The organism is Nonomuraea fuscirosea, from assembly GCF_003001935.1.
Taxonomy (GTDB): Bacteria; Actinomycetota; Actinomycetes; order Streptosporangiales; family Streptosporangiaceae; genus Nonomuraea; species Nonomuraea fuscirosea.
Genome location: NZ_PVNG01000006.1, coordinates 42568 through 58489 on the forward strand (window position 1 = coordinate 42568; position 15922 = coordinate 58489).

Here is a 15922-nt window from a genome sequence, read left to right on the forward strand (position 1 = left end):
CGCGGTCAGGAGGCCAGGTAGTCGCCGTGCTCAAGATCTTCGAGCAGCGTCGGGTGTACGGGTGACCAGCCGAGCGACTCCCGGGTGAGGGAACTGGAGACGGGCCCGTCGAAGGCGTAGACCCTGGCCATGAACGGGCTGACGAAGTGCGTGGCGGCCTCCTCCGGAGTCAGCGAGACCGCCGGCACGCCCAGCCCCCGGGCGATCACCTCCGCGATGCTCCTGAAGGGGATCCCGCTCTCGGCCACTCCGTGCAGCACGCTGCCCGCTGCCGCCTGCTCCAGCGCCAGCCGGAACAGGACCGCCGCGTCGAGCCGGTGCACCGCGGGCCACCGGTTCGCGCCGTCCCCCACGTACGCCGACACGCCGGTCTTCCGTGCGGTGGCGATGAGCATGGGGACGAAACCGTGGTCCTCGGGCCCGTGGACGGTCGGAGCCAGGCGCACCACGCCGGCGCGCACGCCCCTGGCGGCGAAGTCCAGGCCCGCCCGCTCGCCGGCGACGCGGAAGGCGGCGAGCCCGGCCGGGTCGGGCTCGTCCTTCTCGGTGCTCTCCCGGCCGGCCGGCATGACCAGCGTGCCCGAGGTGACGACGAGCGGTTTGCCCGAGTCCTCCAGCGGCCGGCCGAGCGTCTCGATCGCGGTCCTGTCGCGCCGCAGCATGTCGTCGAGGTCGGAGAAGTCGCCGCCGTAGGCCAGGTGGAGAACGCCATCGGCGGCCTCGGCGCCGGCTCGCAGACTGCCGAGGTCGTCCAGCGAGCCGTGATGGGGGGCGGCCCCCAGGGCTCTCAGCCGGGCGGCCGCCGTGCCCGACCGGGCCAGACCGGTCACGGTGTGGCCCGCCGCGATGAGCTCGGCGACGACGGCGGGGCCGGTCTGGCCGGTACCGCCGGTGACGAAGACATGCATGAGAACTCTCCCGCTTAACGCCAGTTACTGACACTACGTTCAGCCGTCGACTGTAGGTAGCGTCAGTCACTGGCGTCAAGTAGCGCCAGTGACTGACATATGCGTATCCTGGGGAGCGTGCCACGGAGCGGAGCAGAAGCGCGCCGCCGCCTTCAGCAGGCGGCTCTGGAGCTGTACCGGGAACGCGGGTTCGACCGGACCACCACGGCCGAGATCGCCGCCAGGGCCGGCCTCAACGAACGCACGTTCTTCCGGCACTTCCCCGACAAGCGCGAGGTGCTCTTCGACGGCGAGTCCGACCTGCGCGCGGCCCTGACGGAGGCGGTGGCCGAGGCGCCCGACGGTCTGCAGCCGCTCGACCTGATCCTGCACGCGTTCAGGAAGGTCGAGCACATCCTTGAGGGCAACCGGCCCTTCGCGGAGCCCCGGCTGCGGGTCATCGCGGAGACGCCGGCCCTGCGTGAACGGGACCTGGCCAAGGCCGCGTCGATGGCCGAAGCCGTGGCGGAAGCGCTGCGCCGGCGCGGTGTCGCCGACCGGCTGGCCGGCCTGGCCGCCCACACCGGGTGGGCCGCCTTCCACCATGCGGCCCAGGCCTGGATCGACGACTCCACGCAGAGCCTGGACGCGTACCTCCTCCAGGCCTTCGACGACCTGCGCGCCCTCTCGCTCACCACCCCGGCCGCCGACGCCGCTCGATGAGGCTCAGACGAGCCCGACCATGAATCCTTCGTCCTTGACCCCCAGGTAAGCCCCCGGCCGGTACTGCCGCATGGCACCCTCGATCACCGGGATGTACCTGGGATTCGACCCGAGCGGCAGCCGGTACCCGTTCTTGACCGTGTGGAACTCCCACAGGTGCTCCATGTCCGGATGACGCGTGCGGAACCCCTGGTCGGCGGGGAACAGGTCCAGCCGGACCATCGTCTTGCGGAAGATGTGGTCGGCGAGCTTGACCCGGCGCTGCCGCGTCCGCGAGATGCCCACCCCGGACAGCTCCGCCCACGCCACCGCCCACGGCTTGCCCCGGGGATCGTCCCAGCGCACGCCGAAACCGTCGAACACCAGCAGGCGCGGCCGGCTGATCTTCTTCCAGGCGAACACCGGCAGCAGGCCGATGCCCAGGAAGACCAGCCCCAGCAGCCCGGCCACGACCGCCGTCCCCGCGCCGCCCGTGGTCTGCCCGGTCAGCACCGAGAAGATCACGAAGAGCCCGATCACGCCCGAGACGGAGCCGCCGATCATCGCCTTCACCTTGGCGTCGCCGCCGACGTCGATCACCACGGGAGGCGGGCCGAAGGACTGCGGGGGCTGCTGGGGAGGGTAGGGCGCGGGATGTGGAGGCTGGTGCGGGCCGTACGTCATGAGAGGCCACGTTAGCGGCGCCTGGAATCCTCTTCGTCACGCTTCAGCGTTTTGTGAAACATCCGGCCACCGGCCGCCGTCCAGGCTGGTGACTATGCTGGGGCGCATGAGCGGGGAGACCTCGGGTGAGGACAATCTCGGCTGGACGCTCGGCCTGCTGCTGCGCGCGTACCAGAGCTCGGTCGTCACCGTGATCGGCGACCTGCCGCACGGCCCGCGCGGCTACCAGACCCTCGCCGCCGTCGTGGCCGGAGACCATCCGACCCAGCTCGCCCTGGCCGCGCATCTGGGCATCGACAGGACCGTGATGACGTACCTCGTCGACGACCTCGTCCAGGCCGGCCTGGTCGAGCGGCGGCTCAACCCGGCCGACCGCCGCCAGCGCAGGATCGTGGCCACCTCCGAGGGCGTGCGCGCGTTCGAGAAGCTGGAGCGGCGCGTCCGCGAGGCCGAGGACGGCCTGCTCGGTGCGCTCGACGCGGCCGAACGGGAGACGTTCAGGAGCCTGCTGCGGCGGGTGGCCTGCGACGTGCGCGACATCGAGCCCGCCACCGACCCGTGCGAAGTGGCCGAACAGGTGCTCGCCGACGGCGCCTGAGCCGCGCCTCAAGTACTTGCATGCGCGGGGAATGCCCGCGTGCAACCGACTGTTGTGCAACTCGTCTGGCATCTAGATAGTCTTCACAACAACACATCTGCCCTGTCGGAGGGCGCAAGGGGAGGGCACATGCCTGACTACGGCCACGAGCTCATGTTCGGATCCTTCATCACCCCCGCGAACGCCTCACCCAAGGAGGTCGTCTCGCTGGTGCGGGAGTCAGAGGCCGCGGGGCTGGACCTGGCCACCTTCCAGGACCACCCCTACCAGTCGGCCTACCTCGACACCTGGACGCTGATGTCGTACGCCGCCGCCCGGACCGAGCGCATCCGCCTGTCGGGCAACGTCATCAATCTCCCGCTCCGCCCGCCGGCCGTGCTCGCCAGGGCCGCGGCCAGCCTCGACCTGCTCAGCGGGGGCCGGTTCGAGCTGGGGCTCGGCTCGGGCGCCTTCTGGGACGCGATCGAGGCCATGGGCGGGCGGCGGCTCACCCCGGGGCAGGCCGTCGAGGCGCTGAGTGAGGCCATCGACGTCATCCGCGGCGTCTGGGACGTGGCCGACCGGTCGCTGTTCCGGGTGGACGGGACGTACTACCAGGTCGACGGCGCCAAGCGCGGGCCCGCCCCGGCGCACGACATCGGCATCTGGCTGGGCGCGTACAAGCCGAAGATGCTCCGCCTGACCGGCGCCAAGGCCGACGGGTGGCTGCCGTCGCTGCCGTACATGAAGAGCCTGGACGAGATCGCCCAGGCCAACGAGATCATCGACGCCGCCGCCGTGGAGGCGGGGCGCGAGCCCGCCGCCGTCCGCCGCCTGCTCAACCTCGGCGGGAGCTTCGGGCCGCGCAGTGACCGGCTCCTGTCCGGGCCTCCCGAGCAGTGGGCGGAACAACTCGCCGCGCTGACCCTGGAGTACGGCCTGTCCGGCTACATCGTCATGGGCGACGACGCCGCCACCATCCGGACGTTCGGCGAGGAGGTGGCGCCGCTCGTCCGGGACCTGGTGGCCACCGAACGCGCGACGCGCGGCGGCGGGATCGCCGGAGCGGGGCGATGAGCGTGGACTACCGGCATCCGCTGCGGCTCGGCCTGCTGCTCACCCCGGGGGACGACGGGCCGCAGGCGGCGGTGGAGCGGGCGCGGCTGGGGGAGGAGCTGGGCTACGACCTCGTGTCGTTCCGGCCGGGGGCCTCGGAGCTCGACCCGTGGACGCTGCTGAGCTGGACCGCCGCCCGCACCACCCGCATCCACCTCGCCGCGCATCCGGGCGGGCCGGGGATCAACCCCGCCCTCGTGGCGCGGGCGGCGGCGAGTCTCGACCTGCTCGCGGACGGGCGCGCCGAGCTGATCCTCAGCGCGGAACCCGGCCTGGACGAGGCGATCGACATCGTCCGCGGCATCTGGACGGCGCACCTCCGCTCACCCCTGAGTTTCGCCGGCGAGCACCACCGGCTGGCCGGCGCCGAACGCGGCCCCGCCCCCGCGCACAACCTCCCGATCCTGCTCACCGGCACCCCGGACCCGGCCCTCCTCCGCCTGGCCGGCACCAAGGCGGACGGCTGGCTACGGCCGCCCGCCGATGGCGGCTCGGCCACTGACAGCTGGGCGGGTGCCGAGGGTCAGGCGGGTGCGAATGCCGCCATCGACCAGGCCGCCGTCGCGGCCGGGCGCGATCCGCGCGAGATCCACCGCCTGACCCACATCACGGGCCGCTTCACCACCGCAGCCGATAACGCGGATAGCTCGCTGACCGGCACGCCCGAACGCTGGATCTCCGCGCTGCTCCCTCTCATTCTCGACCAGGGCGTCAGCACGCTCATCCTCACCACCGACGACCCCGCCACCATCCGCCGCTTCGCCACCGACGTCGCCCCGGCGCTGCGCGCCGCCCGGGGCGAGATCCCCAGGTCGGAGCAGGTCCCCAGCCTGTACGTCCGCCGCCACCGCCGCGACGGCATCGCCTACGACGCCGTCCCCGAGTCGCTGGCCGGCTCCGCGATCGAGCCGGGGGACGCCGGTTTCGGCCGGGTGCGCTCGACGTACCTGCGCGGCGGATCCCCCGGCCTGGTCCTGCGCCCCGGCACTCCGGGCGAGGTCGCCGAGGCCGTGCGGTTCGCGCGTACGCAGCCGGTGAAGTTGTCCGTCCGCAGCGGCGGCCACGGCATCAGCGGCCGTTCGACCAACAACGGCGGCATCGTCATCGACCTGTCCCGCCTGCACGCCATCGAAATACTCGACAAGGCCACCCGGCGCGTCCGTGTCGAGCCGGGCGCGCGCTGGCGCGACGTCGCCGCCGCGCTCTCCCCGCACGGCTGGGCGCTCAGCTCGGGCGACTACGGCGGCGTGGGCGTCGGCGGGCTGGCCACGTCGGGCGGCATCGGCTGGCTCGTCCGCGAGCACGGCCTCACCGTCGACCACCTGCGCGCCGTGGACCTGGTGCTGGCCGACGGCACCCGGGTGCGCGCCGACGAGGAGGAGAACGCCGAGCTGTTCTGGGGCGTACGCGGCGCCGGGGCGAACTTCGGCATCGTCACCTCCTTCGAGTTCGAGGCCGACGAGGTGGGCGAGGTGGGTTTCGGGCAGTTCGTGATGGACGCCAGTGACACGGCCGGGTTCCTCGAACGGTGGGGCGCCGTCATGGAGGCCGCGCCGCGCGACCTGACCAGCTTCCTCATCATCGGCCGGCCCCGCCTGGGACAGCCGACCGTCGCCCAGGTCATGGCCGTCGTCGACTCCCGCGACGCCGAGACCATCATCGCCCGCCTGCAGCCGCTCGCCTCCGTGGCGCCGGTGCTCGACTACTCCATCCAGGTGCTGCCCTACGAGGCGATCATGAACGCGCCGCAGGCTCCCCACGACGGCCAGGGCGAGCCGGTGACCAGGTCCGCGCTGGCCGGCCACCTCACGCCCGAGCTGGCCGGCGACGTGGGACGGCTGATCGCGGGCGGCTTGTCGTACTTCTTCGCGATCCGCTCGGTCGGCGGCGCCGTTGCCGACGTACCTTCCGACGCGACCGCGTACGCCGGGCGCTCGGCGAACTTCCAGCTCGTCGCGTTCGGCGCGAACCGCCGCGCCCTGGACAGCGCCTGGGACGCGATGCTGCCCCACTTCTCCGGCCTCTACCTCAATTTCGAGACCGACCTGCGCCCGGAACGCCTGCACGACGCCTACCCGGAGGCCCATCTGGGCCGGCTGCGCGCGCTCAAACGCCGCTACGACCCGGACAACGTCTTCCGCGACAACTTCAACATCACCCCGGAACCGGATCAGGCCAGGTCCCAGAGCAGCCGGTAGTACGCGATGCGCTCGGCGTCCGGCGTGATCCCGTACCCCGCGTAGACGTGGGCGTCGTGCCCGGGCCCGTAGTCCTCCTCGGCGCTCCACGCCGCGACGGCGAGGTCGGCCCACCGGTCCGCGACCCCGAGCGAGCCGAGATCGACGTGGGCGGCGACCGTGCCGTCGTCGAGCAGCAGCGTGTTCGGCACGCACGCGTCGCCGTGGCAGACCACCAGCCGGTCGACCGGCGGCGGCGCTTCGAGCCGGGCCCGCGCCTCGGCCAGGCCGAGCGGGCGATGTTCGGGGGCCCAGTCGCCGGGACCCTCGCCGTCGGCGATCCGCTCGGCCACCCGGGGCAGCCGCCGTTCGACGCTCCAGTCGAACGGGCACTCCGCCACCGGCAGCGCGTCGTGCAGGATCCGCAGCCCCCGCCCGATGGCCGTCGCCGCGACGGCGGGAGCGCCGGCCCAGCGCGCGTCCACCGCGGACACCCCGGGCACGGCGGCCGTCACCAGCCAGGCGCCGTCGGCGTCCGCGCCGTGGGTGAGCACCGGCGGCACCCGTACCCACCGCCCCGCCCAGGCCAGCCGCTCGGCCTCGGCGCCGAGATCGATCTCGGGGGTGCCGGCGGCGACCCACTTGGCGTAGCGGACCTCGCCCCCCGCGCCGTCGAGCCGGAACGTCAGCCCGCCCAGCTCGTTGCGCCACACCGGGGTGATGCCGTCACCGCCGGCCAGGCCGGCGACGACGGCGGGGACGGTCACAGGGCCGGCCGGGATCTCGGCGGCGACGGAACGGCTCACAGGCACGGGATCCTCCCAGCCGGACGGACCCGCTGACAACGCCTTATCCCGGCTCAGGGGTCTGGTGGAGGAGGAGCGTGACGAAGCCCAGAACGCCGCGGTAGCCGCGCAGCCACATCTCGCGGTGCGCACGCGCCGCGGCCAGGGCCGCGTCCCCGTCGGGGCCCGGATGAGTGAGGGCCCAGCGGCTGAGCGTGCCGGTCCACGACCACTCGTACTCGTCCCACTCGGCGAGCGTGCTGGTGTGACCGTGGATCACGGCGTACCCGGCGGCCTCCATCCGCTCCACCGTGCCGGCCAGGTCCGCGTACTCGTCCGGCTCGGCGCCGAGCAAGGCGAGCTGCTCAGGGGTCGGCGGGCGCTCCCAGAAGCCCTCGCCGACCAGCGCCAGCCCCGAGGACGGCCGCAGGTGGCCGCGGACGGCGGCCAGCGTCGGCGCGAGCCCGCCGTAGGCGTGCGTGGCCCCCACGCACAGCACCAGGTCGTACGGCTCCGCGCTCGTGTGGCCGGCGGCGGGCGTGCGGTGCAGCCGCAGCCGGTCGGCCACGCCGCGACGCTCCGCCTCCTCGGCGGCCGCGGCCAGGCCGGACTCGGAGACGTCCACCCCGTCGGCCGTCGCGTCCGGGTAGAGCGTCAGCGCCCGCGTCAGCCACGCGCCCTCCCCGCAGCCCAGGTCCAGGATGCGGGCCCGGGGCGGCAACCCGGCCCTGGTGAGCAGGCGTTCGAGCCCGCTCCCGGAGACGGGCGCGGCGATGGGATGGTCGCCGTGGGCGAGATGGCTGATCAGGTCGCGTTCCATGGCAGGCAATATGCCGGACGGCGTCGCCCCACCCCAAACCCTTTTCGCCGGACTCCGGCCTTCCCGTCACATCTCTTCCGCGGCCTCCGTCATAGCGATGCCCCCGGACGACCGGGGGCCGATGACGGACACGGGAAGGCTGGAAGAGCACATGACGAAGACAGACCTGCGCGGCGCGGTGGCGGGCCGGGTGCTGCTGCCCGGAGACGACGGGTTCGAGCAGGCGGCCAGGCCGTGGAACCTGTCGGTGGAGCAGCGCGTGGCGGCCGTGGTGGAGGCCGCGCACGCCGCCGACGTCGCCGCCGTCGTCCGGTACGCGGCCGAAGCCGGGCTGGCGGTCAGCGCGCAGCCCAGCGGGCACGGCGCCTCCGGCGACGCCGACGGGGTCGTCCTGCTGCGCACCCGGCGGCTCGGCGGTGTCGAGGTACGCGGGGAGGAGCGGGTGGCCCGGGTCGGCGCCGGGGTGACGTGGGGGGAGACGCTGGCCGCGGCCGGGCCGCTCGGCCTGACCGGGCTGGCGGGCAGCAACCCGGTCGTGAGCGTGACCGGCTACACGCTCGGCGGCGGCCTCAGCTGGTTCGGCCGCCGGTACGGGTTCGCCGCCGACAGCGTGCGCGCCTTCGAGGTGGTGCGGGCCGACGGGGAGCCCGCCACCGTGACCGCCGGCTCCGACCCCGACCTGTTCTGGGCGCTGCGCGGCGGCGGTGGCGACTTCGCGCTCGTCACGGCGGTCGAGTTCGACCTGCATCCCGCCCCCGCTCTGTACGGGGGCCGGGTCGTCTGGCCAGGCGACCGGGCCAGGGAGGTGTTCGAGGCCTTCCGCGAGATCACCTTCGACGCGCCGGACGAGCTCAGCGTCTGGTTCAACCGGGTACGCCTGCCGCAGGCGCCGCCCCTCGTCACCCTGGACGTCACCTACCTCGGCGAGGAGGGCGACGGCAGGGCGCTGCTCGCCCGGCTCGACAAGATCGGCGACGCGCTCTCCGACAGCCGGAGGCCGGTCGCCGTGGCCGACCTCGGCGCCGTCACCGCCGAGCCCACCGACCCGGCGCCGGCCCGCTCCCGCGCCGAGCTGCTGACCGGCCTGGACGACGAGGTGGCGGGGATCCTGCTGGACACGCCCGCGGAACCGGTGGTCGGCGTGCAGCTCAGGCACCTGGGCGGGGCGCTGGCCGCCGCCCGGCCGGACGGAGGGCCGAGCGGTCCCGTGACCGAGCCCTACCTGCTGTCCACCTTCGGCCTCGCGCTCAACCCGGAGCTGAGCACGGCCGTGGGCGCCAGGCAGCGGCGCTACGCGGAGGAGCTGGGGGAGCGGGTCGGCGGGCGCAAGCCGTACACGATGCTGGGGGCCGGGGAGCGGGCCGCGGCGGCGTTCACGGGGCCGGACCTGGCGCGGTTGCGGGCGATCAAGCGGGCCCACGACCCGCACGGCGTGATCCGCGCCAACTTCCCCGTCCTGGGCTGACCGGAGGGCGGCCGGGCGGCGTGCCGTCGCCCGGCCGCCGGTGGTCAGTGAAGGTCTTCGGTCTCCCTGATGCCCCGCAGGGCCAGCCAGATCGGCGACGGGGACAGCACGATGACGGCCGCCGCCGCCCAGAGGGTCGCCCGGAGCCCGATCGCCTCCCCGAGCACGCCTCCCAGCAGGGCGCCGAGCGGGAAGGGGCCCATCATGAAGAAGCGCATGGTGGCGTTCACCCGGCCCAGCAGGTGCGCGGGGCACAGGCGCTGGCGCAGGGTGACGTTCGTGATCGCGTACACGATCTGGCCCAGCTCGCCGGCGGCCGTGGCCACCACGAGCAGGCTGACCTGCCAGCCGGGCCGGGCCAGCGGCCCGAGCAGCGTGACGGGGCCGGTCACGGCCAGCGACAGCCAGACGACGCGGGCCGAGCCGAAGCGGCGGGCCAGGCGCGGCGTGACGAGCGCGCCGATCATGACCATGACCGAGCCGGCGGCGAGCACGAATCCGATGGCCGCCGGCGGCAGCCCGAGGGTGCGGACCAGGAAGATGAAGCTGACGGCCGAGGCCATCGCGAACGAGAAGTTGCACGCGACGCTGGTGATCAGGGTCGCCCGCAGGACCCGGGTCCGCCAGATGAACGTCACCCCCTGACGGATCCGCGCCACCATTCCGTCGCCGTGCGGCGGGCGGGACGGCGCCGGCTCGGGCGTCCTGATCGCCAGCAGCGAGGCGGCGGAGAGGCCGAACGTCACCGCCTGGAACAGCACCACGTTCGCGGCTCCCACCAGCGTGGTGGCCCAGCCGCCGAGACCGGGGCCGACCAGCTGACCGCCGGCCCGGACGGCCTCCATGGACGCGTTGCCCGACAGCAGGCCGCGCTCGCCGACGACGGAGGGCAGGTAACTCTGGTAGCCGATGTCGAAGAAGACCCTGGCCACGCCGGTCAGGAGCGAGACGAGCACGAGCTGGGCGATGGTCAGGGTGCCGAGGAACGCCGAGAGCGGGATGGACGTCAGCAGGACGGCGCGGGCCACGTCTCCGGCGACGAGGACCGGCCGCCGCCGCCACCGGTCGATCCAGGCGCCGGCGGGCAGCCCGATCAGCGCGAAGGCGAGCGTCCCCGAGGCCGTGACCAGCCCCAGTTGCGACGGGGACGCGTGCAGGGTCGTGACGGCGAGCAACGGGACGGCGACCGTGCTGACCTGGGCGCCGAGCTGGCTGGTGGTCTGGCCGAAGAGCAGCAGCCGGAAGTCGCGGCGGCGCGGCGAGGGTCCGTCGGACAGGGGATCGCTGGGCACTGGAGCCTCCAGAGGGCCGGTGGGTGAACCCCACCCGCAGCTCCTCCGAAGGCGTCGCTAGGGGAGGGGGACACTACCGGCCGCTCAGGAGCACGTCAACTCGTGGCCGCTGCCCGGCTTTCCGGCCGTGCTCTCATGCCGCGGTGTCGGTGCGCTCAGGTCAGCGAGTCGATCCAGCGTTCGAGGCGGGCTCCCTCCGTGGCCATCAGGTCCGGGTCGCGGAAGGTGTTGGTCAGCAGGGCGACGCCCTGGTAGGAGGCGAACAGCGCCACCGCCAGCTCCTTGGCGTCCGTCCGTCCCATGGCCGCGAACTGCTCCTCCACCCACGCGAGCAGCCGGCCCATCACCTTGGCGATGGCGCGGTCCAGGCCGTCGTCGCGCTTGTCGAGCTCGGAGGCGAGCGTTCCGGTGGGGCAGCCGTACTGGGCGGTCAGGTCGCGCTCGCCGATCCAGCCGCGCAGCAGGGCCTTGAGCCGGTCCTGGGGCTCGGCGAGCCGGCCCAGCTCGTCGAGCATCGTCTGGAGGTGGTGGCCGTGCGCCTCGATGGCCGCCTCGATGAGCTGGTCCTTCGTCTTGAAGTAGTAGTAGACGTTGCCCACGGGGACGTCGGCCGCGCGTGCGATGTCGGCGAGGGTCGTCTTCTCGACCCCCTGCTCGTGTAGCACACGCACGGCGGCGCCCGCCAGCCGTTCCCGCTTCCCCGCCCGTGTTGAGTTAGTCACCTGACTAACTATAGACAAGCAGTCCGGCGGCTCGCTATGGTCGCGTTCTAAGTCAGTCAACTAACTAATTCTCAGGAGCGGACATGATCGTAGTGACAGGCGCCACCGGCAACGTGGGCGGCGAGCTTGTCCGGCTGCTCGCCGCGGCCGGCGAGCGGGTGACCGCGCTCTCCCGTCGGCCCGCGATGTTCCCCGAGGGCGTCCGGCACAGCGCCGGCGACCTGGCGGACCCCGCGACGCTGAAGGACGCCTTCGACGGCGCCGACGCGCTGTTCCTGCTCGTCGCCGGCCCCGACCCGCGCGCCGTCCTCGACGCCGCCCAGGCGGGCGGCATCAAACGCGTCGTCCTGCTCTCCTCCCAGGGGGCCGGGACGAGGCCGCGGGCGTACGAGCACCCGGCCGCCTTCGAGCGGGCGGTGTGCGAGTCCGGGCTGGAGTGGACGATCCTGCGGCCGGGCGGCTTCGCCTCCAACGCCCTGGCCTGGGCCGAGCCGATCCGCGCGCACCGCACCGCCGCCGCGCCGTTCGCCGACGTGGCGCTGCCGGTCGTCGATCCGGCCGACCTCGCCGAGGTCGCGGCCGTGGTGCTGCGTTCGGACGGGCACGCAGGGCGTACGTACGAGCTGACCGGGCCCGCGCCCGTCACCCCGCGCGACAGGGCGGCCGCGATCGGGCAGGCCATCGGCGCGCCGGTGAGCTTCGTCGAGCAGACCCCGGAGCAGGCCCGCGAGCAGATGCTGCAGTTCATGCCGGAGCCGGTCGTCGAGGGCACCCTGGCCATCCTCGGCACGCCGCTCCCCGCCGAGCAGCGGGTCAGCCCCGACGTGGAGCGCGTCCTGGGCCGCGCCCCGCGCTCCTTCGCCGACTGGGCCGCCCGCAACGCCGCCGCCTTCCGCCCATGACCGGCACCGCGCGCACCCCGCGCACCATGAACGCCCCGCGCACCTTCAACGCGCCGGTCGGCCCGCGCACTCCTGCGCCCGGACGGGACGGGACCGGCTCCGTCATGCGGAGCCTGCCGGTCCTCGGGTCCACGATCGCCTACCGGGAACTGGGTGAAGGCGATCCGATCGTCTTCCTGCACGGCAACCCCACCTCCTCCCACCTGTGGCGGCACGTGATGCCCGCCGTCGGCCGCGGCCGGCGATTGGCTCCCGACCTGATCGGCATGGGGGAGTCGGGCAAGCCCGCCATCGGCTACACCTTCGCCGACCACGCCCGCCACCTGGACGCCTGGTTCGACGCCCTCGGCCTCGACGACGTCGTGCTCGTCGGGCACGACTGGGGCGGCGCGCTGGCCTTCGACTGGGCCGCCCGCCATCCGGGACGGGTCCGCGGGATCGCCTTCACCGAGGCCATCGTCAAGCCGATGACCTGGGAGGAGTTCCCTGAAGGCGGGCGCGAGCTGTTCCGGGCGATCAAGACCGACGGCGTCGGGGAGTCCATGATGCTGGACGACAACGCCTTCCTCCGCGCGGGCCTGCCCGCCACCGCCGCCACCCTGACGGAGCAGGACCGGGCGGCCTACCTGCGGCCGTACCCGACCAGGGAGAGCCGGCTGCCGCTGCTGCGCTGGGCCCGCTCGATGCCGCTGGGCGGCGAGCCGGCCGACGTGGTGGCCAGGGTGGAGGCGTTCGGCCGGTGGCTGGCCGCCAGCGCGGAGGTGCCGAAACTGCTGCTCGGCTTCCGTCCCGGGCCCGGCACGATGTGGACGGAGGAGACCCTCGCCTGGTGCGCGGAGAACATCGCCGCGCTGGAGATCGTCCGCCGGGAGGAGGTCGCCGGTCACCACACCCCCGAGGACCAGCCGGAGGTCGTCGCGGCGGCCGTCAGGGAATGGATGTCCGGGCAGGGGTGGTGAGCGACGGACGATTCCCAACAGATGTTGGCCTACACTTGTTGTCATGGCCTTCACCGAACGCTCGGCGGCGACCAGGACCGCCATCCTGGCCGCCGCCAGGAAACTGCTCATCGAACGCGGCTACGAGGCCATGACGATCCGGGCGGTCGCCACCATGGTCGGCGTGGACCCGTCCATGGTCATGCGCTACTACGGCAGCAAGGCGGGGCTGTTCAGCGCCGCCGTGGACGTGGACCTGCGGCTCGGCGTGGTCGAGCGGCCGCCGAGGGAACGGCTGGGCGAGCTGCTCGTCCGGCACTTCCTGGCCCGGTGGGAAGGCGACCTGTCCGACGACGTGCTCATCATGCTGCTGCGTTCGGCCAGCACGAACCCCATGGCCGCCGAGCGCATGCGCGAGGTGTTCGAGACGCAGATCGCCGCGTTCGTGGCCACCGTCACCGGGGCCGCCGACGCCGCGCACCGGGCGGGGCTCGTCAGCAGCCAGGTGCTCGGCCTGGCCCTGACCCGGTACGTGCTGCGCTTCCCGCCGATGGCCGACGCCGACATGGAGACGCTGGTGCGCGACGTCGGGCCGGTGGTGCAGCACTACCTCGTGGGCGACCCGCTCCCGTGACGGCCCACGCGCCCGGTGGCCGACATCGATGTCGCCGGAACCCGCGGCCGAGCCGCTACGACCACGCGGCGGGAGGTCATCTGCCGTCCCAGATGAACCGGGTCGCGTCCGTCGCCAGGGCGGTCCAGGCGATGGCCCGCGACGGCGTCAGCGACCAGCAGCCCTGCGCGTAAGTGTCGGGGCCCGAGTCGAGGCCGTACTTCGCCCGCGTCGCGTCCGCGAGGCGGCGGGCCTGCTCGGCGGCGGGATGCACGCGTACGGCCCGGCCCTCGGCGATGACGGCGGAGGCGGCGTCGTCGAGGTGCACGGCGGCCAGGCCGCTGCGGCGCAGGTTGCGCTCGTGGACGGTCTCCAGGCTGCCGCCGAAGTGGAGTGCGTCGTCCAGCCAGACCCCGCCGACGGGCACGACGTGCGGCCGGCCGTCGGCGCGTACGGTGGCCAGCCAGTAGCTGGGCGCGGCGGCCAGCCGGGCCAGCACCTCCGGCCATGCCAGCGTCACGGTCTGTTCCTGGTTTCGGTAGCCGGCCGGCAGGTGAAGGATCTCCGTCCGCGGGTCCATGCCACGAGTATGGAGCCGGGGCGGCCGTACCGGTGGGAAGGAAACGCTGGTCGGAGGGTGTGTCCCGAGTCGGCAGGGGGCCTGAGGCGTCGCCCCGGGGGAGCGGGACGCGCGCCTCAGGCCCCCCTCAGGCCGTCAGCTCTGTGCGCAGGCCGACGTCTGCGGGGAGGCGATCGGTATCTCCAGGCCCAGGCCCGCGGCCTTGAGCCCGGGCGCGCAGACCTTCGTGTCGTTCAGCGCGTTGACGGTGCCGTCGACGGAGATGGGGCCGATCGCGGCCGCCGGGGCCGCGAGCGCGGACAGCGCGAAGGCCGCGGCGAGGGTTACGGTGCCGATACGGGTTGACTGGCGCATTCTGAGGTGCCCTTCTGTGACGGAGGGGGTCGATGGTTTCCATGAGTCTTCTTGCCGCTCACGACGACTACAGAACGTGACCATCGGTTACGTTCCGCTGTCGGACACGCCAAGCGCCGATCCCCTCGACGGGTGTCCCGACGCCCTGAGGGCACCTGTCCTGATACTTCGAAATTTCGTGAAATATGGCCTCTGGCGGGGGCGTGCTCGGCGTGCGGGGGAGGTCAGGTCAGGACGTCGAGCGCGCGGTCCACGTCGGCCTCGGTCGTGTAGACGTGGAAACTGGCGCGCACCCGGCCGGCCCGTACCGCCGCTCTGATTCCCGCCGCCTCCAGCCGCTCGCCCGGGGCGTCCACCGAGACGATGGCCGTGTCGGACGGCTCCAGGCCGAGGCCCGCGCGGAACCGGTTGGCCAGGGCCACGTCGTGCTCGCGCACGCGCTCGACGCCCAGCTCGTTCAGCAGCTCGATGGCGGGCGCGGCTCCGACGAAGCTGAACCACGCGGGCGACAGGTCGAACGCCCGCGCGTCGCCGGCCAGGCGCAATGGCGGCCCGTAGTAGGAGCCGCCCTCGTCCGCGCCGGCGTACCAGTTGGCGGCCAGCGGGCGCATGCGCTCGCGCAGCCGCGGCGACAGGTAGCCGAACGCCGCTCCGCGCGGCGCCATCAGCCACTTGTACGCCGCGCACACCAGCGCGTCCACGCCCGCCACGTCCACCGGCAGCCAGCCGCACGCCTGCGAGGCGTCGGCGATGACCAGCGCGTCATGGTCCCGCGCGGCGGCCACGATGTCGGCCACCGGCGCCACGTATCCGCTCGCCGACTGCACCACGCTGAACGCCACGGCCGCGGTGTCCTGGGTGATCGCGTCGGCCACCCGGTCGGGCGGCACCGTCACGATGTCGGCGGCCACCGCCCACGGGAACAGGTTGCTGGTGAACTCGACCTCGGGCACGACCACCTCGGCCCGCGGCGGCAGCGCCGTGGCCACGACCGACATGATCTGCGAGACGGTCGACCCGACGCTCACATCGGCCGCCTGGGCGCCGACGAGCCGGGCGAAGGCCGCGCGCGAGCGGCCGACGGAGGCGTCCCACGGCTGCCAGTCGCCGCTGCCGTGCCGCCACTCGGTCAGCACGGCCTGCAACTCGTCGAAGGCACGGCGGGGCGGCAGGCCGTAGGAGGCGGTGTTGAGCCAGCCCGGGTGAGCGTCCCAGAGCCCGGCGGCAGAGGAGATGTCCATGTGATCAGCCTAAAGCGGGCGAAATCAGCGGCCTCAGCGCGTCGCGTCCCTGCGATCAGCCTGAAGC

Annotated in this window: 17 protein-coding genes; 8 read left to right on the forward strand and 9 right to left on the reverse strand. The window is 73.5% G+C overall.

All coding sequences use genetic code 11. The features are described 5' to 3' along the window. Positions 1 to 5: 5 nt before the first annotated feature. Positions 6 to 908, reverse strand: coding sequence for an SDR family oxidoreductase (locus tag B0I32_RS15195; protein WP_106239305.1), 903 nt, complete (start codon positions 906 to 908; stop codon positions 6 to 8). Between the two features lie 117 nt (positions 909 to 1025). Here B0I32_RS15195 and B0I32_RS15200 point away from each other — a divergent pair, with 117 nt between their 5' ends. Then, the gene (locus B0I32_RS15200; RefSeq protein WP_106240095.1) at positions 1026 to 1610 is read left to right on the forward strand and encodes a TetR family transcriptional regulator; all 585 of its coding nucleotides are present in this window, start codon (positions 1026 to 1028) and stop codon (positions 1608 to 1610) included. A gap of 3 nt (positions 1611 to 1613) precedes the next feature. Here B0I32_RS15200 and B0I32_RS15205 read toward each other — a convergent pair whose 3' ends face one another. Continuing rightward, positions 1614 to 2273, reverse strand: coding sequence for a hypothetical protein (locus B0I32_RS15205; RefSeq protein WP_219911825.1), 660 nt, complete (start codon positions 2271 to 2273; stop codon positions 1614 to 1616). Positions 2274 to 2379: 106 nt separating this feature from the next. Between B0I32_RS15205 and B0I32_RS15210 the strand changes: the two genes are divergently transcribed. The 3 genes from B0I32_RS15210 to B0I32_RS15220 all read left to right on the forward strand — a co-directional run bounded on the left by B0I32_RS15210 (position 2380) and on the right by B0I32_RS15220 (position 6164). Next, positions 2380 to 2871 (forward strand): MarR family winged helix-turn-helix transcriptional regulator, encoded by a 492-nt coding sequence (locus tag B0I32_RS15210; protein WP_106239307.1) that lies wholly within the window; start codon positions 2380 to 2382, stop codon positions 2869 to 2871. A 129-nt stretch (positions 2872 to 3000) separates the two neighbouring features. Beyond that, positions 3001 to 3927 (forward strand): LLM class flavin-dependent oxidoreductase, encoded by a 927-nt coding sequence (locus tag B0I32_RS15215; protein WP_106239309.1) that lies wholly within the window; start codon positions 3001 to 3003, stop codon positions 3925 to 3927. Beyond that, positions 3924 to 6164 carry an LLM class flavin-dependent oxidoreductase gene (locus B0I32_RS15220; protein WP_106239311.1) on the forward strand — a complete coding sequence of 747 codons (2241 nt, stop codon included), beginning with the start codon at positions 3924 to 3926 and terminating at the stop codon, positions 6162 to 6164. The genes B0I32_RS15215 and B0I32_RS15220 overlap by 4 nt, the downstream gene beginning before the upstream one ends. Here B0I32_RS15220 and B0I32_RS15225 read toward each other — a convergent pair. Further along, positions 6137 to 6949: an aminoglycoside 3'-phosphotransferase gene (locus B0I32_RS15225; RefSeq protein ID WP_106239314.1), complete on the reverse strand. Its 813-nt coding sequence runs from the start codon at positions 6947 to 6949 to the stop codon at positions 6137 to 6139. The genes B0I32_RS15220 and B0I32_RS15225 overlap by 28 nt on opposite strands. A gap of 43 nt (positions 6950 to 6992) precedes the next feature. Further along, on the reverse strand, positions 6993 to 7748 hold the full coding sequence (locus B0I32_RS15230; protein WP_106239316.1) for an SAM-dependent methyltransferase: 756 nt from the start codon (positions 7746 to 7748) through the stop codon (positions 6993 to 6995). Between the two features lie 151 nt (positions 7749 to 7899). Here B0I32_RS15230 and B0I32_RS15235 point away from each other — a divergent pair, with 151 nt between their 5' ends. Further along, a complete protein-coding gene (locus B0I32_RS15235) occupies positions 7900 to 9213 on the forward strand; it encodes an FAD-binding oxidoreductase (protein WP_106240099.1) in 1314 nt (437 codons plus the stop codon). A gap of 44 nt (positions 9214 to 9257) precedes the next feature. On the opposite strand, the gene B0I32_RS15240 is transcribed toward B0I32_RS15235, so the two are convergent. Next, positions 9258 to 10505, reverse strand: coding sequence for an MFS transporter (locus B0I32_RS15240; protein WP_219911826.1), 1248 nt, complete (start codon positions 10503 to 10505; stop codon positions 9258 to 9260). A gap of 155 nt (positions 10506 to 10660) precedes the next feature. Beyond that, entirely contained in the window at positions 10661 to 11227 is a 567-nt protein-coding gene (locus B0I32_RS15245) for a TetR/AcrR family transcriptional regulator (RefSeq protein ID WP_245955843.1), read from the reverse strand. Between the two features lie 83 nt (positions 11228 to 11310). On the opposite strand from B0I32_RS15245, the gene B0I32_RS15250 reads away from it, so the two are divergent. Genes B0I32_RS15250 through B0I32_RS15260 form a run of 3 tightly spaced genes read left to right on the forward strand, consistent with a single transcriptional unit; the run spans position 11311 to position 13701 of the window. Then, positions 11311 to 12129, forward strand: a complete 819-nt coding sequence (locus B0I32_RS15250; protein ID WP_106239320.1) for an NAD(P)H-binding protein — start codon at positions 11311 to 11313, stop codon at positions 12127 to 12129. Continuing rightward, positions 12126 to 13088: a haloalkane dehalogenase gene (locus B0I32_RS15255; protein ID WP_425438103.1), complete on the forward strand. Its 963-nt coding sequence runs from the start codon at positions 12126 to 12128 to the stop codon at positions 13086 to 13088. The genes B0I32_RS15250 and B0I32_RS15255 overlap by 4 nt, the downstream gene beginning before the upstream one ends. 43 nt (positions 13089 to 13131) lie before the next feature. Continuing rightward, a complete protein-coding gene (locus B0I32_RS15260; RefSeq protein WP_106239323.1) occupies positions 13132 to 13701 on the forward strand; it encodes a TetR/AcrR family transcriptional regulator in 570 nt (189 codons plus the stop codon). A gap of 76 nt (positions 13702 to 13777) precedes the next feature. Here the strand turns inward: B0I32_RS15260 and B0I32_RS15265 are convergent, their stop codons facing one another. From B0I32_RS15265 to B0I32_RS15275, 3 genes are all read right to left on the reverse strand, one after another. Then, positions 13778 to 14260 carry a pyridoxamine 5'-phosphate oxidase family protein gene (locus B0I32_RS15265; protein ID WP_106239325.1) on the reverse strand — a complete coding sequence of 161 codons (483 nt, stop codon included), beginning with the start codon at positions 14258 to 14260 and terminating at the stop codon, positions 13778 to 13780. Between the two features lie 135 nt (positions 14261 to 14395). Next, positions 14396 to 14614 (reverse strand): hypothetical protein, encoded by a 219-nt coding sequence (locus tag B0I32_RS15270; RefSeq protein WP_106239326.1) that lies wholly within the window; start codon positions 14612 to 14614, stop codon positions 14396 to 14398. Between the two features lie 224 nt (positions 14615 to 14838). After that, on the reverse strand, positions 14839 to 15855 hold the full coding sequence (locus B0I32_RS15275; protein ID WP_106239329.1) for an aminotransferase class V-fold PLP-dependent enzyme: 1017 nt from the start codon (positions 15853 to 15855) through the stop codon (positions 14839 to 14841). Positions 15856 to 15922 lie beyond the last annotated feature (67 nt).

Coding starts and splice junctions, on each gene's coding strand:
- B0I32_RS15195 (WP_106239305.1), bottom strand. CDS start 908: ATGCATGTCTTCGTCACCGGCGGTACCGGCCAGACCGGCCCCGCCGTC.
- B0I32_RS15260 (WP_106239323.1), top strand. CDS start 13,132: ATGGCCTTCACCGAACGCTCGGCGGCGACCAGGACCGCCATCCTGGCC.
- B0I32_RS15215 (WP_106239309.1), top strand. CDS start 3,001: ATGCCTGACTACGGCCACGAGCTCATGTTCGGATCCTTCATCACCCCC.
- B0I32_RS15270 (WP_106239326.1), bottom strand. CDS start 14,614: ATGCGCCAGTCAACCCGTATCGGCACCGTAACCCTCGCCGCGGCCTTC.
- B0I32_RS15205 (WP_219911825.1), bottom strand. CDS start 2,273: ATGACGTACGGCCCGCACCAGCCTCCACATCCCGCGCCCTACCCTCCC.
- B0I32_RS15235 (WP_106240099.1), top strand. CDS start 7,900: ATGACGAAGACAGACCTGCGCGGCGCGGTGGCGGGCCGGGTGCTGCTG.
- B0I32_RS15255 (WP_425438103.1), top strand. CDS start 12,126: ATGACCGGCACCGCGCGCACCCCGCGCACCATGAACGCCCCGCGCACC.
- B0I32_RS15250 (WP_106239320.1), top strand. CDS start 11,311: ATGATCGTAGTGACAGGCGCCACCGGCAACGTGGGCGGCGAGCTTGTC.
- B0I32_RS15265 (WP_106239325.1), bottom strand. CDS start 14,260: ATGGACCCGCGGACGGAGATCCTTCACCTGCCGGCCGGCTACCGAAAC.
- B0I32_RS15220 (WP_106239311.1), top strand. CDS start 3,924: ATGAGCGTGGACTACCGGCATCCGCTGCGGCTCGGCCTGCTGCTCACC.
- B0I32_RS15210 (WP_106239307.1), top strand. CDS start 2,380: ATGAGCGGGGAGACCTCGGGTGAGGACAATCTCGGCTGGACGCTCGGC.
- B0I32_RS15275 (WP_106239329.1), bottom strand. CDS start 15,855: ATGGACATCTCCTCTGCCGCCGGGCTCTGGGACGCTCACCCGGGCTGG.
- B0I32_RS15230 (WP_106239316.1), bottom strand. CDS start 7,748: ATGGAACGCGACCTGATCAGCCATCTCGCCCACGGCGACCATCCCATC.